Annotated in this window: 16 protein-coding genes and 5 pseudogenes; 9 read left to right on the top strand and 12 right to left on the bottom strand. The window is 57.7% G+C overall.

Annotation, left to right across the window (positions count from 1 at the left end; all coding sequences use genetic code 11):
* Positions 1 to 65: 65 nt before the first annotated feature.
* Complete coding sequence (locus tag ACPYOP_RS20780) at positions 66 to 662, bottom strand: hypothetical protein (RefSeq protein WP_481412216.1); 597 nt, start codon at positions 660 to 662, stop codon at positions 66 to 68.
* A gap of 136 nt (positions 663 to 798) precedes the next feature.
* A complete protein-coding gene (locus ACPYOP_RS20785; protein ID WP_481412217.1) occupies positions 799 to 1,365 on the bottom strand; it encodes an isochorismatase family protein in 567 nt (188 codons plus the stop codon).
* A 259-nt stretch (positions 1,366 to 1,624) separates the two neighbouring features.
* On the opposite strand from ACPYOP_RS20785, the gene ACPYOP_RS20790 reads away from it, so the two are divergent.
* Positions 1,625 to 2,233, top strand: coding sequence for a J domain-containing protein (locus tag ACPYOP_RS20790; RefSeq protein WP_481412218.1), 609 nt, complete (start codon positions 1,625 to 1,627; stop codon positions 2,231 to 2,233).
* Positions 2,234 to 2,481: 248 nt separating this feature from the next.
* Here ACPYOP_RS20790 and ACPYOP_RS20795 read toward each other — a convergent pair whose 3' ends face one another.
* On the bottom strand, positions 2,482 to 3,273 hold the full coding sequence (locus ACPYOP_RS20795; protein WP_481412219.1) for an alpha/beta fold hydrolase: 792 nt from the start codon (positions 3,271 to 3,273) through the stop codon (positions 2,482 to 2,484).
* 100 nt (positions 3,274 to 3,373) lie between these two features.
* Between ACPYOP_RS20795 and ACPYOP_RS20800 the strand changes: the two genes are divergently transcribed.
* Both ACPYOP_RS20800 and ACPYOP_RS20805 read left to right on the top strand, forming a co-directional pair.
* The gene (locus tag ACPYOP_RS20800) at positions 3,374 to 4,294 is read left to right on the top strand and encodes a LysR family transcriptional regulator (protein ID WP_481412220.1); all 921 of its coding nucleotides are present in this window, start codon (positions 3,374 to 3,376) and stop codon (positions 4,292 to 4,294) included.
* 404 nt (positions 4,295 to 4,698) lie between these two features.
* Complete coding sequence (locus ACPYOP_RS20805) at positions 4,699 to 5,403, top strand: DUF899 family protein (RefSeq protein WP_481412221.1); 705 nt, start codon at positions 4,699 to 4,701, stop codon at positions 5,401 to 5,403.
* Between the two features lie 241 nt (positions 5,404 to 5,644).
* Here ACPYOP_RS20805 and ACPYOP_RS20810 read toward each other — a convergent pair whose 3' ends face one another.
* Complete coding sequence (locus ACPYOP_RS20810; RefSeq protein ID WP_481412222.1) at positions 5,645 to 5,860, bottom strand: hypothetical protein; 216 nt, start codon at positions 5,858 to 5,860, stop codon at positions 5,645 to 5,647.
* 273 nt (positions 5,861 to 6,133) lie between these two features.
* Here ACPYOP_RS20810 and ACPYOP_RS20815 point away from each other — a divergent pair, with 273 nt between their 5' ends.
* From ACPYOP_RS20815 to ACPYOP_RS20830, 4 genes are all read left to right on the top strand, one after another.
* Positions 6,134 to 6,352: a hypothetical protein gene (locus ACPYOP_RS20815; RefSeq protein ID WP_481412223.1), complete on the top strand. Its 219-nt coding sequence runs from the start codon at positions 6,134 to 6,136 to the stop codon at positions 6,350 to 6,352.
* Entirely contained in the window at positions 6,345 to 6,932 is a 588-nt protein-coding gene (locus tag ACPYOP_RS20820; protein WP_481412224.1) for a hypothetical protein, read from the top strand. Before ACPYOP_RS20815 ends, ACPYOP_RS20820 begins: the two co-directional genes overlap by 8 nt.
* Positions 6,933 to 7,016: 84 nt before the next feature.
* Entirely contained in the window at positions 7,017 to 7,250 is a 234-nt protein-coding gene (locus tag ACPYOP_RS20825; protein ID WP_481412225.1) for a hypothetical protein, read from the top strand.
* 363 nt (positions 7,251 to 7,613) lie between these two features.
* On the top strand, positions 7,614 to 8,348 hold the full coding sequence (locus ACPYOP_RS20830; RefSeq protein ID WP_481412226.1) for a metallophosphoesterase: 735 nt from the start codon (positions 7,614 to 7,616) through the stop codon (positions 8,346 to 8,348).
* 102 nt (positions 8,349 to 8,450) lie between these two features.
* Here the strand turns inward: ACPYOP_RS20830 and ACPYOP_RS20835 are convergent.
* The 3 genes and pseudogenes from ACPYOP_RS20835 to ACPYOP_RS20845 all read right to left on the bottom strand — a co-directional run.
* Positions 8,451 to 8,558: pseudogene (locus ACPYOP_RS20835) on the bottom strand (transposase domain-containing protein); the annotation flags it as partial.
* Positions 8,552 to 8,950, bottom strand: coding sequence for a hypothetical protein (locus tag ACPYOP_RS20840; RefSeq protein WP_481412227.1), 399 nt, complete (start codon positions 8,948 to 8,950; stop codon positions 8,552 to 8,554). The pseudogene ACPYOP_RS20835 and the gene ACPYOP_RS20840, both read right to left, overlap by 7 nt.
* Before the next feature lie 331 nt (positions 8,951 to 9,281).
* A pseudogene (locus ACPYOP_RS20845) lies at positions 9,282 to 9,851 on the bottom strand (OB-fold nucleic acid binding domain-containing protein); the annotation flags it as partial.
* Here ACPYOP_RS20845 and ACPYOP_RS20850 point away from each other — a divergent pair.
* On the top strand, positions 9,834 to 10,301 hold the full coding sequence (locus ACPYOP_RS20850) for a trypsin-like serine peptidase (RefSeq protein WP_481412228.1): 468 nt from the start codon (positions 9,834 to 9,836) through the stop codon (positions 10,299 to 10,301). The pseudogene ACPYOP_RS20845 and the gene ACPYOP_RS20850 sit on opposite strands and share 18 nt — an antisense overlap.
* Before the next feature lie 243 nt (positions 10,302 to 10,544).
* Positions 10,545 to 10,732, top strand: a pseudogene (locus ACPYOP_RS20855) (hypothetical protein); the annotation flags it as partial.
* Between the two features lie 23 nt (positions 10,733 to 10,755).
* Here the strand turns inward: ACPYOP_RS20855 and tnpC are convergent.
* The 5 genes and pseudogenes from tnpC to ltrA all read right to left on the bottom strand — a co-directional run bounded on the left by tnpC (position 10,756) and on the right by ltrA (position 14,613).
* Complete coding sequence (gene tnpC / locus ACPYOP_RS20860) at positions 10,756 to 12,354, bottom strand: IS66 family transposase (RefSeq protein ID WP_481412229.1); 1,599 nt, start codon at positions 12,352 to 12,354, stop codon at positions 10,756 to 10,758.
* 73 nt (positions 12,355 to 12,427) lie between these two features.
* Entirely contained in the window at positions 12,428 to 12,772 is a 345-nt protein-coding gene (gene tnpB, locus ACPYOP_RS20865) for an IS66 family insertion sequence element accessory protein TnpB (protein ID WP_481412230.1), read from the bottom strand.
* Positions 12,769 to 13,092 carry a transposase gene (locus ACPYOP_RS20870; protein ID WP_481412231.1) on the bottom strand — a complete coding sequence of 108 codons (324 nt, stop codon included), beginning with the start codon at positions 13,090 to 13,092 and terminating at the stop codon, positions 12,769 to 12,771. Before ACPYOP_RS20870 ends, tnpB begins: the two co-directional genes overlap by 4 nt.
* Positions 13,093 to 13,214: 122 nt before the next feature.
* Positions 13,215 to 13,292 (bottom strand): annotated as a pseudogene (locus tag ACPYOP_RS20875) (IS6 family transposase); the annotation flags it as partial.
* A 62-nt stretch (positions 13,293 to 13,354) separates the two neighbouring features.
* Positions 13,355 to 14,613: pseudogene (ltrA, locus tag ACPYOP_RS20880) on the bottom strand (group II intron reverse transcriptase/maturase).
* Between the last annotated feature and the right edge of the window lie 634 nt (positions 14,614 to 15,247).

Below are 15,247 nucleotides of genomic sequence, written 5' to 3' on the forward strand. Positions count from 1 at the left end.
GGCGAAAGTCCCCTCGTCGTCAATGGCGTGCGCCTTCAAGGCGTACACGTCACCCACGCGCACTTCTATATCTTCTTAACTTGCCTCAGGGCGTGCAGAACATTGGGATCACCTGTCAGCTGTTCAGCGATTTGCAGACCATCACGCATGCCCTCAGGGGCAACTGGTGTTCGATCTCGCCAATTTACGCCCAATACGGACGCAAAGTCCGCGGATAGACCGAGCCTTGGATGCGACCAATTGATCGCTTCGCCGAGCGTAATCCAGTCCAGCCCTAGTCGATCGAAAATCACCAGATCGACGTAGAAATTTGCACCGGCAATCCCGCCTGCCTTTCCCGAGGACTCGGCGACATAGGCCTTGGTGAAGGCAAAGTTCGCTTGGAGTTGTGGGATGATGTCAAAGGTAGGTCGCACTGATGCCGCTTCACGAACGGCCTGCTCAGAGTTGATTCGACCATCTTGCAATCGGGCGAGTATGGATCGCAACTGGCCAGCTGAAGTATCCATTCCGGCCCGTCTGCCGCGCATGCGAAATCCGCAGGCCAGCACCATGCGCGCACCAGGATGTCCGACGGCGGCTTCATAGGGCGTCAGAACAAGATTAGTGCGAAATCGTACGTTTAGATGAAAAAACGATGCTCGAGCGATATTCGTTCTCAAATTCGGCGCTTATGGCGCAAATTTCCATCAAGTCTGACGTTCGGCGCGGAGCCGTAAAGTACGGAAAATATGCGCAATTTCGGCTAGCGTACGATTTCGCACTAATCTTGTTCTGGACCCAATACGGCCGTGACAGTCATGCGGCGAGCTCCGCCGCCGTGGTGACGACCGCGCAGCGTGCTGCGGCATATTCGATAGCCATACGGTGATGGTCGGCGGTGAAATCGGCGATCGCATCGGCAATGAGGAACGGCTGGATGTCGTGCGAGAAGGCCTCGATCGCGGTGACAAGGATGCCGACATGCGCGTAGACGCCGCAGATCACCAGCTGGTCGCGGCCGAGGTTTCGCATCCGCTCCAGCAAGTCCGACTGGTGGAAGGCGCTGTAGCGCCACTTGGTCAGCAGAGTATCCGACGCACGGGGCTTGAGTTCCTCCACGACCTCACGGTCAGCAGGGGCGGCACGCATTCCCGGACCCCAGATATCCTTCAGAAGGCCGCGCTGCTGTTCGGACATGTCGCCGGGCTGGGCGGTGAAAAACGCCGGCACATCCCGTTCGTCGCACCACAGCCTGATCTTCCGGCAGTTTTCGACCAGAGGCGTGCGGACAGACTCGGGAAAAGGCGCCAAGAAATATCGCTGCATGTCATGAACCAGCAACACGGCGCGACCGGCATCCAGCTGCCAGGGCGCAATGTTCACGGGCAGTCCGGTCCGATCGGGTACCCTCGGTTGCTACTAACACCACAAGCCAAATCGCCATGCTGTTCCATAATCCGCCATCTGTTTTTTAGCCAGCTCGTCCCCTTTCCAGTTTATATATACAATTATTTTCAATGGTTTAGCCTTGGCCATTTGCGATTCTGCGGGTACCGCCCCGCTAACTCGGATGAAGGTCAAAGGATCCGCGTCTGCGTCGAGGAATCTTGTCGCGCCCGGCATTAGCGCCCTATAAGGCGCTATGACCTCTGATTCAAAGATTTTTGTCGGCCTGAGACCGACGCGGAAGAAGCCGACTGAACATCGCCAAACAAGTGGTCCGAGATGCCAGTGGGACGGATGCGACAATCACGGCATGCATCGCGCTCCCGTGGGAGCGGATGCTGAGGGGCTATACCTGCTGTTTTGCCGTGCTCACGCAAAAGAGTACAGCGAGGGCTACAATTACGTGACGAAACTGTCGAACCCCGTTACGGCCCGATATCAAAGGGAAGCGGCAAGTGGCAGCCGTCCCAGCTGGGGCGTTAGGATCGATCACTCGCCTGAAACGCCCCTCCCCTCCTCAATTCGCTCCGGGACGGCGAAAACGATCAATGCAAGAAAAAGCGCTGCGCAAAGGCAAGCGGCGAAAGCGGTCGTTCGATCCCGTAAACTCAAGGTGCTGGAAGCGAAGGCATTCGAAACGCTCGGGCTTTCACCGAGCGCAACACCGGAGGAAATTAGAAGCCGTTACAAACAGAGGCTCAAGATGCACCATCCCGATGCAAATCATGGAGACCGCGCATCGGAAGACGCACTTCGAGCGAGCATCGATGCCCATAGGATCCTGAAACTCAATGGCTTTTGCTAGGTGCGAGAAGAACTGGAGCCGGACATGATGCTGACGGGGACTTTTGTAATCGTTGTCTCTAAGCCTGAACTTTTTCCAGAGCGCGCCGCTGCCGGGATTATTTTCAAGACTCGTTGTTAGCGACGCCAGTCCGTCGGCGCGACCAAAGCGCTCTCACCGCGTGCGACCTCGATCAAGTCGCTACCGCGGCTCAGATGGAGAAACTGATGGCGTGGGCGCCGAAGTCAGCCCCCACGCCATCGTATTCGTCAGTTCAGGAAATCCTGTACCGTCTGCATGAACTCGGATGGGTATTCGACGTTCGACAGGTGAACCGCCGGCAGAATAACCAACTTCGCCCCGGGCACTGCCGCCGCGATCAACTCGCTATGGCTGGTCGCCGTCACGGTGTCGTGCTCGCCGGCGATCACGAGGGTCGGCCGGTTGATTAGTGCCACGGTGCGGCGAAGATCGGCATCGCGAACCGCCGCAAACAAACCCGCCAGGCCCTGCCGGTCGATTGTCATCAGCATGGCGCGGAATTGCTCGATAGCGGGCCCATTAGCTGTCACCATGTCAGGCGGGAACCAGTTGTTGAGAAATACCTCGGTGGTCTCCGACATGTCAGGCGCCTGCTTCACCGAGACGATCCGCTCGTCGAAATAGCTTGCGGGTGAGAGGTACGACGAAGTGTTACTCAGGATCAGACGATCGATCCGCTCGGGCGCGTGAATTCCAAGCCACTGGCCGACGAAACCACCAAGCGACAGGCCAAGGAAGTGGACGCGCTGCAGATCGAGCGCATCAAGCAACTCGATGATATCGCGCCCAAGCCGGTCGAGTGAATAGGCACCGACGGGGACGCTCGATGCTCCATGGCCGCGAAAATCGTAGCGCAGAACGCGGAAATTTTTCGACAATTCGCCGACCTGACCGTCCCACATGTGCAGCGTGGTGGCAATCGAATTGGACAGCAGTAACACCGGCTTTGCGGCATCGCCGTCGAAGCGGTAGGCGATGCGGGTGCCGTCGCCGACAGTCACGAAATTCAGCTCACTCATGATGAAAATTCCTTCTGGAATGTTGAATGAGCCGAGAGTAGCTGCAGCCCACTTTTGATGATATTACAAAGATAGGACAAACTCTGTAATCAAAGCTGACATGGCTGAATTCACTTTGCACGACCTGCAATGTTTCGACGCGGTCGTTCGTACCGGCGGTTTTCAGCGGGCGGCCGACATGCTGCACCGCTCACATCCAGCGGTATTCGCAGCCGTCGCCAAGCTTGAGCGCCAGCTTGACATCGTCCTTCTTGATCGCAGCGGCTATCGTGTTCGCCCAACCGCGGCAGGGCTGTCGTTCCACCGCAGGGCGCAGGCGTTACTGCGCGAGCTGGATGGCCTGCGGGTGCATGCAGCCCAGCTCTCGATGGGCGAAGAAAGCGAAATCCACGTAGTGATCGGCGACCTCTGCCCGCGCCCGCAAGTGTTGGGTATGCTCGGCCGATTCTTCGGCCAATGTCCGGGCACGCGCCTGCATCTGCATTTCGAAGCCGTAGGTGGCCCGTGGGAGCGGCTCTTCGACGACGAGGCGGATCTTATCCTGCACTGGATCGACAAGGGCGATGCACGGGTCGAATGGGTCGATTTGTGTAAGGTGCCATTCATTCCCGTCGTAGCGCCGGGCTTTCTGCCGGATGGCATCAAGCCGCCGATCATGCTTAACCAGATGCAGGCGCTCACCCAATGTGTGATGCGGGACACCGCCCGCCATTCGCCGCAACGGGACTACTTCATGATTGAAGGCGCGCCGCAATGCCTGGTGGCAGACCAAGGCATGAAGAAGGAGATCATCCTGCAAGGTCTCGGCTGGGGCCACCTGCCCCGCTTTCTGATCGAGGAAGAGCTGGGCGATGGGCGCCTGCGATCGATTGCTGGCAGCCATATGCCGGGCCGCATCGACGAGTTGGTGGTGGCCCGCCGCCGCGACCGGCCGCAGGGGCCGATCGCCAACCGCTTGTGGGATCATATCAAGCAGGAGGCTCCGGCACTGCGCCGCGCGTTGGAGCTCTCGGGAACGTGACACTGAGAGGCTAATCCGTTTTTCGGGAAAGATCTTGTTCAACCTCAAGCGCCTCATGGACCGGCCAGCCAGAGGAAACGCAAGCAGGAAGAAGCATTCTCTCACTTGGAAAGTCTAAGCGCACCGATGAAGGCTGATGTCGATGACGCTTATTTCGACAAGCTCAAACTTGACTATTCTCGAAAGCTTCACAGGTCTGGTTGAGTGAGCGCCGGCGATCTGGGGCGAAAGAATCCTCGCGAAAAAACACTTGTCCTTGTCGAAAACGAATCTCCTCGTGCGTCTATAGAGGCGAGGGCGCGAAATATCACGATGCGCACTCGCTCGCGTCAGACAGCAGACGCGAAAACGCCGAAAGGCGGATCGGATCGCAGGCGGTCGGAATGGATCAAAGGAGCAAGCACATGGATACGAGTGAGTTGAGATCAGCGAAGGAACTGGCGGAGCAACGCGCGAGCAGATTCCCGAATGAATCCCCGGATTACGCCTCGGCAAGGACGGCCCTACTGGCGGAGGAGATCGAAGTCCGACGACATCTCACGAGGCTTGCGGAGCAACGCCGCCGTCTGCCTCCAGGCCCCGTGGTCCAAAAGAACTATCGCTTCAAAGACGAGAACGGCGACGAGGTCGGTCTCGCGGACATGTTCGGTCACCACGATACGCTGGTGACGTATTTCTGGATGTTCGGCCCGCAGCGCGAACGGCCCTGCCCCATGTGCACGAACTTCCTTGGCGGAGCGAACGGCAACGGGGCCGACCTCAAGCAGCGGGTTACCTTCAAGATCATCGGTCGCAGCCCGGTGGCACGGCAACGCGCCTTCGCCATCGAACGCGGCTGGCGCAATCTGGACTTCGTCCAGACCATCGGCGACGACTACGCCCGTGACCTAGGCCTGCTGAATGACAACGGATCTGAAAATCCAGGGTTCACCGTTTACCAGAAGGATGGGAAGGATGTCCGCGTCTTTTACAATGGCGAGATGCCGACCGCAGCGGCGGACCCGGGACAGGATCCAAGGGGGGCGGTAGACATCGCGCCACTCTGGAACATTCTTGACATGACGCCTGCTGGGCGCGGTGCGGACTGGTACCCGAAGCTCAATTACTGAGCACGATCATTGTAGTCGTCGGTCTCGACGCAATAAGTCAGAGTCATGCGCAGCGACAGCGGCACCAACTCCTTTAACCTTGGCGAGCTGCATACCGGTCCAGAAGGCGAGGTCTCAGCGAGGCTGGGCAGGAGATCCGGCCTGACAGACTTGGCTCCTCCAGCATCCGAGACCCGTCTCGTTGCAACTAATGACCGAGTCATAGCGAACAACAACAATAATTTAAACGACCGAAGTAATTTTAGCGGCCGAGCATCGTGCTCAACGCAACGACAACGCAGCCGTTTCCCGCGCTCGGCAACAGCATGAGACGCCGACCGTTGGGATCCTCGATCAGTGGAAGGCCGGCGAGATTGGCAATAGCCTTGCCTTTGCCGAGGAGACTTGCTTGAAGCGCACCGCAACTGCGGGCAGGCGGCACGATCTGCACGCCGAGGCCATCGCATTTTCCTCGCAAGCACCTTCCTACAGATCTGTGAAAATACATGGCTTTCCCGCAGAGAATATACAGTTCGAAAATCAGAGATATCCTCCGAGAGCATCATCCTGCGAGCCAGATACCAAGGGCGAGGCTTTCTCCCCGCCGGGGCAAAACGAAGCGCGCTTGACTCAATCGCAAATGAGAACATAATGAGAACATATTGCGAGAGCAAACACCGATCTTGCAATTTCACATCGACAATCCGCAGGTGGAAGCCGCCGTCACAGGGGCAGGAAGACGTATTGCCTGATGACAGCCATAGCCGCTCAGAAAGACGAACCGCAACACGACCAGGTCAGCGCCGTACTCGACCTGTTCGAAGGCAACGCTAACGCCACGATCGGCGCATTGCTCGCCGAGCTTCAATTCATCCGTGGTCAGTTGGCCCTCAGTGAGGCCGGAATGAGCGTTGGCTTCACCCGCGGCTGGGTTCCGAAATTTGATAGCGAAGGAGATCGCGATGTTTGAATATTCGAGAGAACCGCGGCCGAGAGATGGTGTTCTCAGCATCTCTCATGATGATGCTCAGGCCTTATATGAATTCGTCAGCCATTTGGACCGGCATGCCTTCGACACTTTCAAGGACGATATGCCCGGTTTTCGCGGCAAGTCGCTGGACATGCGTCGCCATCTCGACAGCATGCGCGAGCTGCTGTCAAACGTGATGGATTATCCGACGTTGGACGAGGAGCTTTGCTGGGACGACCCGAAACCACTTTCGACGGATGAGGTTCATCATCTGTTGCTGACGGAGCTCGGTAACCGATCTCACATCCGGTTTCTTCAGACTACGGTTTATTGGAACGACGAACACAGATGCTTCGGCATGCTCGAGCTTGCGGTCGACGACGAAGCCGGCGAGACCTGCGGCCTCTTCCAGGTCGAAGATCTTGCCGGTCAGCAGATCGATTGCGGGCCTGGCTGGTCACAATCCGGCGCCGATCTCGATGAGACCATCCGCATCTTCATCAATGCCTTTCCGCTGCAGCAATTGGAGGCGCGGAACGAGGACTGCATTCATGAAATGCTCGCTGCAAAAGTCGCCTGATTATGGAATGTGAAGCGGCAGGCGTCCTTTAGGCACTTGTGATATTCGATTGCCAAAGGTGGCAAATCAGTCCACCTTCGAAGCATGTTCGACATCGCCCGCCCCTTCGTGACCGATAATGATCCTGATAGGCACATCCGCTGCCAGGACGCACTCCAGGGAGCTTTTCGAGATTTGGTTGGCGCTGCGACCGAGGCCGGATGGACAGAACGCGAGATCTTGTTGGCGATCGCTGACCTAGCAGATAATCAGCTTCTTTCACTCGACACCAATGAAAACACTGAGGTCCTGATCGCGCTATTGAAGCGAATGACTTAGAACGCCTGTCAGACCAGCATGGCCCATTTCTCCGCGCATTGAAGCCCTCGAATATCTTCATCTTGAAGATCGTTTCTTGCGCCCCTAAATCACCTCCACTCCACGGCATGAAAGGAGGCACATGATGGCACTTAAGTTGTTTGACCGTCCCCTTTACGCGCAACGAAAATACTTCGTCCAGGAAATTATCAGTCTAGACATAAGCGCTGTTTGCCTCGCACGTTCACCACGCGCGTTGTGCCGTTTCGAAGATCACCGCTGTGACAGAGATGGCAAGAGGCCATTCTCAAGCTTTTCTTTATCTTCCGAATCCAAATGTTCGGCCCTATGGTAAGACCAGGAGCGAGATGTACGGAATAGCCAATGATCGTCGCGCAGATTTCCGATATTCACGCTGCACCGGATAACGACAACCTGCTGCGGCTCAACCGCGCATTGTCGTGGCTTTCGGTACTTGAGGTGGATGCGCTCGTCGTGTCGGGAGACCTGATTGATGATGACTGGGCCGACGGTTACGCTGCGATAGCGGCCTGTCTTGGAATCTTGAAATGTCCAGTAATGTTGGTGCCGGGCAACTCCGACAATCGGCGATTGATGCGAACCGCTTTCGCGACACGTTATGGAGCCGTTGACGACTGCGATGCCATGCATTTTCGTGCGCAGATCGGAGGGCTGCGGTTGGTGGGAATTGACACCTGTCTACCCGGTGCTTCGGCGGGCGACGTTGTCCAGCATCTTGCTTGGCTGGAACGGATACTGGAGGAGCCAGCCTCACATCCCACGCTTCTCTTCTCGCATCACCACTTCGTGCCAAGCGGAATTGCGCCGATGGATGCGGTGATCGCACAGGGTAAAGCAGAGCTTGGTGACTTGCTGACGCGGCGTTCCCTTGCCCCGCTTGCGATATCCTCCGGCCATGTCCATCGGCCAATGAGTGCCATGTTGGCGGGCATCCCCGCACATATCTGTGGCTCTATCTGCCCAGCCAACCCGCTGTGGTTCGGGGGGAAGAACATTCCTGTTGTGAACGAGCCGCCGATGATCATGGTTCATCGTCTCACTGGCGATGGACTGGTCAGCAGTCACGTCGCCGTCTGAACGGCAGTAATCTGGGCTTAGAAACCGGACTGTTGGGTTCCCACCCCATATCAGAATATCCAGCTCGGTGCTGCAATGACCGGTTTGGGCCGACGGCAGACTTCAGCCGCGTGTTCGCTCCGAGTAATTCCACGGCATTAGCTCGTCGACCCGGCTCTGCTTATGGCCATTGACGATGGTGGTGAGTGTGGCGGTCAGGTATGCTAACGGGCACCAAGATATGATCGATAGCGGGAATAATCTGCCATTGCCTCCGGTGCGAGATCAAGAAGCGCCTGCGAGCCAGGACGTCCAAGAAGATGGATGAAAATCGGCCTAGGCTTATCGATTTCCGTAACTTCCAGATAGGCGGACTCGAGCGGCCGCTTAGTTAGCCAGGTCGGATCGCGCCCGAAGGTAATCTTAACTTTGGCGCGATCAAGCCGATATTCGCTGGGCAGCGGACCGTTGCAACTCGTCTCGACAATCGATGTCGAATCCAGGAGAACTGCTGTCGTCGTCCGCAGAACGCTGCAGATTGCCGCAACTGCGGCAAAGATCAAAGCCCAGACGGCCCAAACGACCAAGCGCCGTCGTGTCAAAAATGGCGGACGATCGATCATCTCTACGACCGGACCGTGTCGAGAAGGTCTACGAACGAAGGCTGAGAAGCTTGCAACCATCCCGACCTGTGCCAGGAAGATTGTCGCGAATATCGCCCCGGTTCGCTGGCTGCAGTCGAAGCTTGAGAAAAGGCCGCTGTCTAGGATAACCATCATATCCGCCCCGCTTTGCGTGGTACCTTAGCGCACCTTGCCGAACGAACCCTTACGTCGAAAGTTCGCGGTGCTCAAAAAGCGAAGCGAGTTGCGGATCTTGACCCGCAGGTGCAATGCGACACCGGCGTTGGTCTCTAAAGCAAAGAAGAAATCCGCATGGACGAGCGGTCATCGCTCACTGAAAATTCCGAGACTTCACCTTCAACCTATCGATATGCCGATCCGGCTCGTAAATCTCGCGCGCCTTCATGACAGCCCGCTCGCGTGAATCTGGCGTGCCCGGCGTCCCATGCGCGAACTCATCGCCGCGGCCGGTCGGCAACTTGAACGTCTCGTCGCGATCGGCAAGACCGGAGAGATCGCCGGTCAAGTCGAACAGTTGCTGGGCGACGAGATGCACGACCTCCCCTTCCCGCTGAATGCGGCCGTTGATCGCCATCAAGCTGGAGCCGAGGACGACCTGCCTGCGGCGTTCGAACAGCGTTGGCCAGACGACGACATTGGCCGGTCCCGTCTCGTCCTCGATGGTCAGGAACATGACACCCTTGGCGGAACCCGGCTTCTGGCGCACGAGCACAAGGCCCGCCGTCATCAGCCAACGGCCATCGCGGGCTGACATCGCCTCCTCGCAGGTGACGATGTTGCGGGCGGTCAGATCCCTGCGCAGGAAGGCAATCGGATGCTGGCGCAGCGTGAGGCCGGTATGGCTGTAATCCTGAATGACGTTGTGGCCCTCCGTCATCCGAACAAAGGTCTTAAATCCTGGGACGATCCCTATGACTGGGTCGTGATGCGGCTGTCCGAACCCGTGACGGAGTTCGAACCATATCGCTTGCCTTCAAAACCCGTTTCCGTCGGCGATAAGATCATAAGCGCCTCCATCCGTCAGGCGCACTTCCTCCCGGACGATTGGAACGAGCGTGTTCTTGGCGACTGCCGTGTCCGATCCGTCGAAAATATCGAGAAAATCCCGGCAAGCGGTCTTCGTACAGACTGTTCCTTCGACGTCGGCGCGTCAGGCAGCCCGATACTGAGAGAGGGGCCTGATGGCCTGGAGGCCATCGGCATCACCACATCAGGCACAGGCTCATGCCGGAAGTTCGATCGCAGGCGTTGCTATAATCTTGCCGTTGGGCTGGAACCCGAACTGATCAACGCTGTGCACAAGCTTGCCGGAGAGGAAAGCCAGCGCTGAAACCCTTTCGGCCCTTGAACCGGTCTAAGGGCTCAATGGGATGTCCGACGACACTGCGAAGGGCATGCAATCTCGTCGGACGCTGCAACAGCCGGCTCGCGGGTGGCATCCGGGCCGGTATTGGAAACAATAGCGGCTACCTTAGGTTTAGTTAACCTGCCCATATGGATGGCCACGTCCTTTCGGACGGCAGAGTGCCGGCTGACGCGGCAATCATGAGCAAGCTTTGATGCTTGACGCGGCGGCCCAGGACTCAGCGGACATTGTACCTTGTCGATCCATTTTATCTAACGTGGAAAGCGCGAGAGTTCGGGCTCCGCACAAAATTCATTGAACTCGCTGGAGAGATCAACAGCGGTATGGCGGCATTGGTCGATCGCCGATCTGTGGCTTTAGATCAACGCATTAATAAAGGGGTGGCTGGATCTCGTACGTAAGCGATGAGGTGACACCGTTACTTCTGGAAGTTCCAGGGCATCAGCGCGTCGATCTCGCTCGATGGCCAACCTGCGGCGATACGCTCAAGCGTCTGTGTCAGCCAGGCCAGCGGGTCGACTTCGTTGATCTTGGCGGACTGGATGAGCGTGGAGAGCGTGGCCCAAGTCCTTCCGCCGCCGGCATTTCCGGCAAATAGGCTATTCTTGCGAACAATTGCCTGAGGCCTAATTGCACGCTCAACAATGTTGGAGTCTATCTCGATGCGCCCGTCATGGAGGAACTGTTCGAAGGCTTCCCGCCGATTAAGGGCATAGCGAATTGCTTCGGCGAGCTTTGATTTTCCAGAGATGCGGGGCAGCGTGTCCTGCCAGAGTTTGTAGAGATCGGCAACGACCGCAGCGGAGGCCTCCTGGCGGGCGGCAACGCGAACATCGGGGCTTTGTCCACGCACCTTTTCCTCGACCGACCAAAGCGCGCCCATCTTTTCGATTGTCGCCGTTGCCACCTTGGAGCTGTCGTTTGCATGCAGCTCGTAAAACCGACGCCGACTATGCGCCCAGCATCCCGCCAAAAGAGCGCCGTCGTTTCCACGGTCAGGTCGGGCAACACGATTATAGGCAGTGTATCCATCGATCTGCAGGATACCGCGATAGCCTTCGAGATGACGCGCGACACAATCGCCGGATCGACTGTCTTCAAAGCGATAGGCCACCATCGGCGGACCGCTCCCGCCGAACGGTCGATCGTCTCGTGCGTAGGCCCAAAGATACGCTGTCATTGCCGACCCGGATCCGGGCACAAGCGTCGGCAATGTCGTCTCGTCGGCGAATATTCGCTCGCCTCTTTTGATCTGGCTGAAGGTGTAGTCCGCGAGGATCTCGAGTTCGAAGCCGAGTTTCCCCATCCACCGCGCCATGATACCGCGGTCGACGTCGACATGGTCGCGCAGGAAGATCGCCTCCTGTCGATAGAGCGGCAACCCGTCTCCATATTTGGAGACCGCGATATAGGCGAGCAACGCTTCCGTTGGAATGCCGCTTTCAACGATATGCGCCGGGGCCGATGCCTGGATGACACCGTCTTCGTTCTTGAAAGCATACTTCGGGCGATGCGTGACGATCACCCGGAACTTTGGCGGAATGACATCAAGCCGTTCGGAGGTATCTTCACCGATCAGAACCTTCAGCTTGCCCGCATGCTCGGGAAGCTCGTCCGGCTCAATGACTACATGCACCCGCTCCAGGTGCGCAGGAAAGCCCTTGCGCGGACGCGGCGCACGCTTTGCCGCGGCTGGATTGCGGCCCTTGGCAACCAGTGCTTCGATCGCGGCGATGCCAGTGTCGATTTCTTCGAAGACAAACGCGCCCTGTTCGTCCAGGTCTACCTCGATGGTCTTGCCCTGCTTTTCCGAGCGGCGGCCATACCTGTATCGATTGAAGGCTTTGAGGATCAGCTTCAACTTGGCGATCTGTTCGTCCGCGTCCGCATTGCGGGCCTTCAAGTCAGCGACTTCGTCTTCCAGAACATCGGCGCGCGCAGCCTTTGCTGCCATCGCCATGACCATGGCTTTCAGCGCATCAACGTCATCAGGGAGTTCGAGATCGGCTGGTGTCATGCCCTTATGTAGAGCATATTTCGGCGAGATTTGCCCTCGGTTTCAGCCGCCTGATTCACTCTGCCGCAGGGCTTTACCCAACAAATTCCGGCCGCTTTACTGCAACCGTGCGCACGCGCTTCCAGTCCATTCCATCGACCAGCGCCATCAGTTGGGCGTGATTGAGCTGCACGCGGGACGGCCCGATTTTCGGCCAGACGAACTGATTTTTTTCCAGCCGCTTCGAATACAGGCAGACGCCTGAACCACCCCACCAGGCGATCTTGATTCTGTCCGCTCTTTTGGCGCGGAAAACGTAGAGCGAGCCATTGAAGGGATCACTTCCAGCATCACGCACCAGCGCCAAAAGCCTATCCGGGCCTTTGCGGAAGTCAACGGGATGACTGGCCAGGAAGACCTTCGCACCAGCCGGGATCATGCAGAGCGTACCGCGCGGATCAGCCCGACGAGATGTGGCTCGTCGATCCCGACATTCACGCGGATTACAGCGTCGCCGATCATGATGTCCGCGGTGGGGCTTTCGCCCCGAGCCGTATCGACAACAGCTTCGGCTTTCAGACGAGCATTGCGCCGCCATGTGAACAACTGCGATGGGTCGATCCCTATGCGCCTTGCCACCGCCGAAACGCTCGCACCTGGCTCCATGCTTTCGGCTACCGCCTGGGCCTTGAACTCATCTGACCAGCGCCGAACCTCTCGCGGCGCGCCCTCAAGACGACCCGCAACGGCTTCGATCATATGGAACGTTCTACGTTCCGACATAGGTGCCGACATAGCAATTCATACCAAGCTCATTCCCTGAGTTCACATGAATAAGCGCGATGCCTTGCTATCGCCAGACGGGGTCAATGCACCGCTTACAGAACGTCAAGGACGAAGCCATCCTGATCGACGGCGCGCCAAAGCCAGTGTTTCTTGCCGGCGATCGTGATGACAAGGCGAGTGGCGCGGGGGAGTTTCACCCCCACGCTCTCTCAGAACCGGACGTGATACTCTCGCATCATCCGGCTCCCATTGTTCGGCCGTATCCATGAAGCAGAGGCCAATGGGCGAACAGCCGAGGTTGGCGCTGCGCGATGCGCAAAAGCCAATGTCGGGATCGCCGCTTGTGCCTACGCAAGGACTTGTACTTTCCCGAAGCCCATCGAGCCAAGTATCGTTCGATGCTCCAGAGCGTAGGTTGGAGAGCTGAAGGACAGAACCGACCATAGTAATTGATCCAGCCGCGGATGTACGAGTTGAACATCCGTGCCAGATCATCGAGGGCCTTGTCACTGCGAAGGTGCAAGGACCAACTACGGATAGTGCCCCGTATCGCCTTGAGCGCCGTCGGACTGGCCGCAGGACCGAATGAAACACCCATGCCCCCGGCCTTCTTGCTCACAAGTCTCGGCCGGAAAGTATAGCCGAGAAAGTCGAACTTGTAGACCGGGTGAGTACCTCGCCGACTTTCATCCCTGCAGTAGACGATTTTAGTCTTCTCAGGATGAGCGTCAGCCCGCAGTCAGTAAAACGCGCGTCCAGAGCTTTCTGAAGCGCCATCGCCTGGTCCTCGCTCCGACAATGACAGATCGCGTCGTCAGCATAACGCTCAAACGGAATGTCCGGGAAATTCCGACACATCCACATGTCAAACGCATAGTGAAGAAAGAGGTTTGCCAAGAGGGGGCTGATTACCCCGCCCTGTGGCGTTCCTCGTTCTCTGGCGACGAGAGTTCCGTCCGGCATCTGCACTGGCGCTTTCAGCCATCGTTCGATGTATAAAAGCACCCACGGGCAATCGGTGTGCTTGCGCACAGCCCGCATCAGCAGGTCCGGTTCAATGCTATCAAAGAAGGCCTTGATATCGAGATCAAGAACCCAGTTGTAACGCCAGCATCGCTGCCGTGCCACGCTGATCGCATCGAGCGCCGATTTGCCGGGCCGATATCCATAGGAATCCGGATGGAATTTGGGCTCCACCGTTGGTTCCAGATGGCGTTTGACTACCATCCGCGCAATGCGATCGGCGACCGTTGGTATGCCCAGCGGACGCGTCTTCCCATCGCTCTTGGGTATGTCGACCCGCCGCACCGGCGGCGGAAAGTAGCTGCCCGACGCCAGCCGATTCCAGAGCTTGTACAGGTTGTTCGTAAGATCAGCCTCAAAGTCCAAAATCGTCTGGCCGTCAATACCAGCCGCTCCTTGGTTGGCTCTAACCCTCTTATATGCTTCCCACACCTCCCTTTTCGGAATCGCATACGGCTTTGCTCTATCCACGAGGATCCTCCCGTCGCCGGTTGTCCTCGCTCCAGAGCTGAACAATGCAACCCCTTCGCTCCAGCCCCATTACAGGACCTTCAGCACTACTACGGGCTGCTCCGCCCCTGTGCTCCGCTTCGGTAATCTCACCCTCGCAGGGACCGCCTGCTTGGGTTTCTCCCTTAACATCGGAGCGACAGGTTCCCGCGTTCCACACGAAAGCCTGGTGAAGAGTCACGCCGCCTTCATGCCGGATGCCGCCTGGGCAGAAATCAGGTCGCCCCCCAGACTCGTCCCGGGCTAACGAATTCCTCCCGGTTTCGACATCATCTTGCACTTTTCGACACGTCATCAGCGGTTCGCTTGCACTCGTCTCTCTGAACCTTACCTGACGGACTAAAGTCCGCCTTTTCTGCAACGCTCACCACCACGGCTCTTTACCGTCGCAGCTTGCAGTGGTTTGAAACCTACCCCTGACGGTCGGTTTCGAGGGACCTACCCTCATCTTCCGTGCGGCTCGGCTCCCACATTGCTGCGGGCGCCTCGCGGCACACCCTCATCGAGGTGCCATTTGTGGGGGCGGTTCCGGCTGGGGGCGAAATGACACTTTAAGCGTCTTGGACCATTCCTAGTGCCCTTCATCCAAAGCCCG

This window comes from Rhizobium sp. KNZ2-6A (assembly GCF_056755475.1).

Excerpts from the sequence above, each read along its gene's own strand:
- ACPYOP_RS20830 (WP_481412226.1), top strand. The coding sequence starts at position 7,614 with ATGATCGTCGCGCAGATTTCCGATATTCACGCTGCACCGGATAACGAC.
- ACPYOP_RS20870 (WP_481412231.1), bottom strand. The coding sequence starts at position 13,092 with ATGATCGAAGCCGTTGCGGGTCGTCTTGAGGGCGCGCCGCGAGAGGTT.
- ACPYOP_RS20825 (WP_481412225.1), top strand. The coding sequence starts at position 7,017 with ATGTTCGACATCGCCCGCCCCTTCGTGACCGATAATGATCCTGATAGG.
- ACPYOP_RS20840 (WP_481412227.1), bottom strand. The coding sequence starts at position 8,950 with ATGATCGATCGTCCGCCATTTTTGACACGACGGCGCTTGGTCGTTTGG.
- tnpB (WP_481412230.1), bottom strand. The coding sequence starts at position 12,772 with ATGATCCCGGCTGGTGCGAAGGTCTTCCTGGCCAGTCATCCCGTTGAC.
- ACPYOP_RS20815 (WP_481412223.1), top strand. The coding sequence starts at position 6,134 with ATGACAGCCATAGCCGCTCAGAAAGACGAACCGCAACACGACCAGGTC.
- ACPYOP_RS20795 (WP_481412219.1), bottom strand. The coding sequence starts at position 3,273 with ATGAGTGAGCTGAATTTCGTGACTGTCGGCGACGGCACCCGCATCGCC.
- ACPYOP_RS20805 (WP_481412221.1), top strand. The coding sequence starts at position 4,699 with ATGGATACGAGTGAGTTGAGATCAGCGAAGGAACTGGCGGAGCAACGC.
- ACPYOP_RS20820 (WP_481412224.1), top strand. The coding sequence starts at position 6,345 with ATGTTTGAATATTCGAGAGAACCGCGGCCGAGAGATGGTGTTCTCAGC.
- ACPYOP_RS20800 (WP_481412220.1), top strand. The coding sequence starts at position 3,374 with ATGGCTGAATTCACTTTGCACGACCTGCAATGTTTCGACGCGGTCGTT.
- tnpC (WP_481412229.1), bottom strand. The coding sequence starts at position 12,354 with ATGACACCAGCCGATCTCGAACTCCCTGATGACGTTGATGCGCTGAAA.
- ACPYOP_RS20790 (WP_481412218.1), top strand. The coding sequence starts at position 1,625 with ATGACCTCTGATTCAAAGATTTTTGTCGGCCTGAGACCGACGCGGAAG.